The sequence below is a fragment of the Acidithiobacillus albertensis genome, assembly GCF_001931655.1.
Lineage (GTDB): Bacteria > Pseudomonadota > Gammaproteobacteria > Acidithiobacillales > Acidithiobacillaceae > Acidithiobacillus > Acidithiobacillus thiooxidans.
Map to the genome: position 1 here is coordinate 1 of NZ_MOAD01000009.1, position 4783 is coordinate 4783.

The window sequence follows — 4783 nt, forward strand, 5'->3', positions numbered from 1 at the left end:
AACTCTCCCATCCCACCTGCTATTACGGTATTCTTTTCCACGGCGTACTCCTTATGTTGCTCTTTGAGTCGGAAACCCTTTGTAGCAACAGTACGCCACCTCATTCAAGCCAGTTGTAACGCGCCCGTACACCACTTTCGAGCATAGCTCCACCTTGCGTCCCGACGGGCAGAAGCTGCTGGCCCGGTTGTGAGGGTGGGTCAAACCGTATCAAGGCTGATCATGGGCGTCTCACTGTGATCGTGATAGACCGCCTATAATCATTAGATGAGCCGTTTTGCGACATTAACGCCATAATATTAGCTGTATGGCGACAAATCACGAGAACTACATGCCTTCTTTAGCTGGAAAACGACGATTGGGCATCGAGGACAGCGCAGTTCTTCGCCTATGTAAGAGCGAATGAAACGGTCAAGGGCGGCCAGATGGCCGCCATTTTCACCTCCGACCTGGTGGCCACTGCCTGGTAGCGTGTAGCACACGCAGCACGCGCACCAGGTCGCCAGCGACGTCATAGATCAGGATGTAATTCTGATGAACCACTAGCTCGCGAGTGCCTGCGACACGACCAGGCCGACCGATGCCGGGATGATCGAGCAAACGCCCGGCCTTTTCTGCAAACAGTTCATCAAGGGCCAATGCGGCGGCCGGGTTGTCGGCCTCAATGTAGTCATAGATTTCGTCGCGGTCTTGTGTCGCCTCTGGCGTCCAGAACAACGCCATCATTCGGCGGAGGCTTCAAGTCGGCGGCGTGTTGCTGCCCGCTTGACCGCGAACTTTGCTTCGACCTCGGCCGCTGGGATCAGATTACCGGCATTGGCTGAGTCAAGGCCGATTTGCGCCTGGCGACGAAACCAAGCGTCATGCTCGGCGGCTTCCTGCTGCTGCCGAACGAAGTCGCGCATGAAGTCGCGTAGGAGCTGCGCGGCGTTGCGATCGCGGTTTTTGGCTGCGGTGGAGAACTCGGATTTCAGCGCTTCATCGACCCGGAAAGTAAAGGTAGACTCGCTCATGGCGTTGCCCTCATGTGTTACAGGATAAATACATCGTAGCACAATGCTAGGTGCGCTGAAATTGTTTTGCCGTGTCGCGTAAGTCCTGAAGGGAGGGCGGAAGGCGCCTTGCGCACTGCGGAAGGCCGGCTGGTGGCCCAAGGGATGCCCGGGGATTCGGGCGCGCTGCACCGCCTGGGCCGGCCGGCCGATGCCCTGCAGGAGACCCCCTGCCCTGCTTGACAATAGAGTTCTTTGAGTCAGGGCCTTTTCTGAGAAGCCATTAATCTGAAGTTTCAGTAAGTTTCATGAGGCACAGATTGTTGGGCGCTACGCTACCATATCCATTTGTGCCTGGACGAATAATTTATGAGGAGTTGGCAGAGATTTGACTAAATCCCCAGAATTGATCGGGGATGATTTCGTCCGCAAGCAGTAAGTGGATACACTCCTGCACCACTACGCTAATACATTACGACATGTTGATATGTTAACATGTCGTAATAATTACATGTATACACGTAGCATGATAGGCTTGGCTTTTTGCTTCTTGTAATTGCGGTATTATCCGGAATTATTGGATCGACGTCATTGACGATGGTGCTCATCGAGAAAAACGAGAGGCTGCCACTCCTCTGTGATGGATAAGGCATATATCGCTGTATTGACTAATATATCCGCCATACAATACACTTATACAAGTATCCATTATGACATAACGAGGTGTATACATGTCAGAGTGTAAAGTTGTGTCGGTAATTGCAGAAAAAGGAGGTGTGGGCAAGACTACAGTTGCCTTGACTCTTGCTGTGGCTGCTGTTCAAGCAGGCAACAAGGTTGCCGTGTTTGACCTTGATCCTCAAGCAACTGCAACACAATGGACCGATCGTCGTGAAGCCGAATTTCCATGGGTTGTTGCAATTCCATCGACTCGTTTGTCGGTTTCTTTAGAAAACGCCAAGGCACAAGGCGTAAATTTTGTGGTGATTGATACGCCTCCCCATGCAGGAAGTGCTTCTGTAGAAGCTGTTCGATATTCAGACTTAACGGTAATACCCGTAGAACCTCACTTATATACTATTGAAACACTACCAAAACTAAATGACATAATAAGATTGGGTGGGGATCGGCCGGCTTTATTCTTAATAAGTAAAGCAGCAACACAGGGTAAAGAAGGATTAGATGCCGCAACATACATTACGAAACAAGGGTTTAATGTCTGTCCTACAATCCTTCACCTCCGCGCAGCACATCGACATGCGGGAAATGTCGGCATGACAGCACAAGAGTATGAACCAAAAGGGAAAGCTTCGGAAGAATCTAACCTTGTATACATGTATACATTATCGCTTTTAACCATTTAGGAGAGAGGCATGGCAAAAATAAACCCATTATCACAAGGACTTAAACAACAAGAGCTACATCCTGACAACGCACAAGGGAAATCTATTCAGATTGATGTGCAAAATGAGCATATCGAGCATACAAAAAAATTGCCACCATCCCGTGCTGGCCGCGTCTTGATTGGAGGACATTTTGCACCTGAGGTACAAACAGAGTTGAAGATATTAGCGGCTCGAGAAAGAACAAGCGTTCAATCACTTATTGCTGAAGGTATAAATGCTGTTTTTGCTAGGCGGCACAAACCACAAATAGCAACAATCTCTCCGCTATCTCTTTCTACAAAGAAAACAAATTAGTTCATTATAAATTAAAGGAGATGTGCCATGGAATCTAAGACACGCCCCCCAAAAAAAAGAAATATGCAATCTATCAAACCAGTCCCAGAAAATGCCTTTAGCAATAAGCAACTGAATTTATTCCAAGATTTTTTGGTTAACTCTGACAGCGAATCGGAGGCACTATCTAATGCTATTGACTTATGGGATAGCATACCACGCTATTCTATATCAAGAAAGAAAGAGGATGAATTGCGCCTTCCTGGCGGTTTTCTTCCTGCAAGAAAGGTCGACTTTAAATATAGGGGACGGAACTATATAGCACAAATAAGACCTGCTAGAATAGATATTAGAGATAAAAACGGAAATTATACAGGTGATACAATAGAACATTATCCAAGCGCGCGCGAAGAACTAATTGAGCACACATTACGTAAATTAGCTACAGAGAGTTTTTCGGGTTTTTACGATGCGCCAGACTATCGGAGCGGTGTGTCGTTTACCTTACATAGATTACGTACAGAGCTAGCAAAACACGGCCATTCAATGACTTACAACGGAATTGTAGAAGGCCTTGAAATATTGCATTATTCATATCTAGCAGTAATTGATGCTGAATCAGATCCTAATGACCCAAATATGATATCCCAACCATACTTTCCAGCCTTAGCAAAGGTTAATAGAAAAAAAAGAGCAGAAGATCCAGAGGCAAAATGGTTTGTTCAGTTTCATGGTCTTGTCACTAACAGTATAAATCATATTACATATAGACAATTTAATTATCAGCGCCTGATGAAGTGTAATTCACAGCTTGCACGGTGGATAATTAGTCAGCTGGTGTTAAAATACACGCAAGCATCAATTACAAATAGTTTCCAGATTAATCTAAGTACAATTAAAAGAGACAGTGTTTTGCTTGATGGGTATTCACGCCAACGTGATGCTCTGGCTGCTTTAAACGAAGCGTGGGAAGAGATCAAATCTCTTGGGGCGGTTTCCTTGGTTGAGAAAGTGGAAAAGCGTGGCGTTCGAGGAAAGCTAGAGGATGTCGTCTACACTATATTTCCAACCAGTGAGTTTGCACAAGAGCAAAAAGCGGCTAACCGGAGACGTAGAAATGCGGCGGAATCTCAATTATCTGACTCACCCCATGAAATTTAAGAAATTTTCCAACAAGGGGATAGAAATCACATAGCAGGTTATCCAGGTCGCACATAGCAGGTTATCCAGGTCGCACGTCATTTTTAGGCAGGTTATCCAGGTCGCGAGTTTTGCTAAAGGCAGGTTATTCAGGTCGCGGGTTTCGCTAAAGGCAGGTTATTCAGGTCGCGGGTTGTGATCAAAAAGAAATTAGCGATCGTGATCACCACAATTTATAGCCAAACACACTGTAAAATATATACATAGCAGGTTATCCAGGTCGCACATCATTTTTTCAGCGTTTTGTTTTTTAACAATAAAACTCGAATTAACCAGCCCCTATCCTTTTTATCCTTTTAATTAACCTTTTATTATCCTTGGCTTCGCAAGCTCCGCCGCCGTCTCTTGGGGGCTTCGCCCCCGCCGACTCGAACCCACGCCTTTGGACGCTTCGCGTCCGTCTGCGTGTCCCACCCGGCATCCCCCTTATTTTAATGAGCACCCACTTGCCGCCTACGGCGCCGGGCACAAACCTAACCCGGCGGGGACCCTGCTGGTCCCCCTGTCCGCGCCTACGGCTTGCCGGGTCGACCCCCTTCGGGGACTGCGTCCCCCACTGCCTACGGCAGTGGCTCCCCCTCTAGTTTTACAAAAGAGGGGTAAATTTGGCGTAGGGCGTTATTTTGGTGGTTGAGTGATGGAAATGTACCGGAATAGGATTTACGTCGGTTCTGGGGCGGTTTCTGGGCCTTTACAGTAGGATTCTGTGTCGGCTTTCTGATTAGCTCTTTGTCAACTGTTAGGACGATTCCTCTTGTGGTCGTTACAGTCACGGTTTATGCTCTGCTCCTGTAACCGTTTTGGGGGTTCTTAAAAATGGGCAAAAGCCCGGCTGAACGACAAAGAGACAAGCGGGAAAGGGATTATGCGTTGGTCTGGGGGGGAGGAGGTGATGAAACCCAGTTGTCCGAT

General features: G+C 47.4%; 5 protein-coding genes. 3 read left to right on the forward strand and 2 right to left on the reverse strand.

Annotation, left to right across the window (positions count from 1 at the left end; genetic code table 11):
- Positions 1-438: 438 nt before the first annotated feature.
- Both BLW97_RS15325 and BLW97_RS15330 read right to left on the reverse strand, forming a co-directional pair.
- The gene (locus tag BLW97_RS15325; protein ID WP_227485342.1) at positions 439-726 is read right to left on the reverse strand and encodes a type II toxin-antitoxin system RelE/ParE family toxin; all 288 of its coding nucleotides are present in this window, start codon (positions 724-726) and stop codon (positions 439-441) included.
- Positions 723-1013, reverse strand: coding sequence for a CopG family ribbon-helix-helix protein (locus BLW97_RS15330; RefSeq protein WP_075323829.1), 291 nt, complete (start codon positions 1011-1013; stop codon positions 723-725). Before BLW97_RS15330 ends, BLW97_RS15325 begins: the two co-directional genes overlap by 4 nt.
- A gap of 710 nt (positions 1014-1723) precedes the next feature.
- Between BLW97_RS15330 and BLW97_RS15335 the strand changes: the two genes are divergently transcribed.
- From BLW97_RS15335 to BLW97_RS15345, 3 genes are read left to right on the forward strand one after another with little or no spacing between them, the layout of a single operon-like run.
- Positions 1724-2356 carry an AAA family ATPase gene (locus BLW97_RS15335; protein WP_024894655.1) on the forward strand — a complete coding sequence of 211 codons (633 nt, stop codon included), beginning with the start codon at positions 1724-1726 and terminating at the stop codon, positions 2354-2356.
- A 9-nt stretch (positions 2357-2365) separates the two neighbouring features.
- Positions 2366-2692, forward strand: coding sequence for a ribbon-helix-helix domain-containing protein (locus tag BLW97_RS15340; RefSeq protein WP_024894654.1), 327 nt, complete (start codon positions 2366-2368; stop codon positions 2690-2692).
- A 27-nt stretch (positions 2693-2719) separates the two neighbouring features.
- Positions 2720-3832 (forward strand): hypothetical protein, encoded by a 1113-nt coding sequence (locus BLW97_RS15345; RefSeq protein ID WP_075323830.1) that lies wholly within the window; start codon positions 2720-2722, stop codon positions 3830-3832.
- Positions 3833-4783 lie beyond the last annotated feature (951 nt).

What these genes read in the sequence shown, in the direction of transcription:
- BLW97_RS15325 (WP_227485342.1), bottom strand. Translation starts at nt 726, where the DNA reads ATGATGGCGTTGTTCTGGACGCCAGAGGCGACACAAGACCGCGACGAA.
- BLW97_RS15330 (WP_075323829.1), bottom strand. Translation starts at nt 1,013, where the DNA reads ATGAGCGAGTCTACCTTTACTTTCCGGGTCGATGAAGCGCTGAAATCC.
- BLW97_RS15335 (WP_024894655.1), top strand. Translation starts at nt 1,724, where the DNA reads ATGTCAGAGTGTAAAGTTGTGTCGGTAATTGCAGAAAAAGGAGGTGTG.
- BLW97_RS15345 (WP_075323830.1), top strand. Translation starts at nt 2,720, where the DNA reads ATGGAATCTAAGACACGCCCCCCAAAAAAAAGAAATATGCAATCTATC.
- BLW97_RS15340 (WP_024894654.1), top strand. Translation starts at nt 2,366, where the DNA reads ATGGCAAAAATAAACCCATTATCACAAGGACTTAAACAACAAGAGCTA.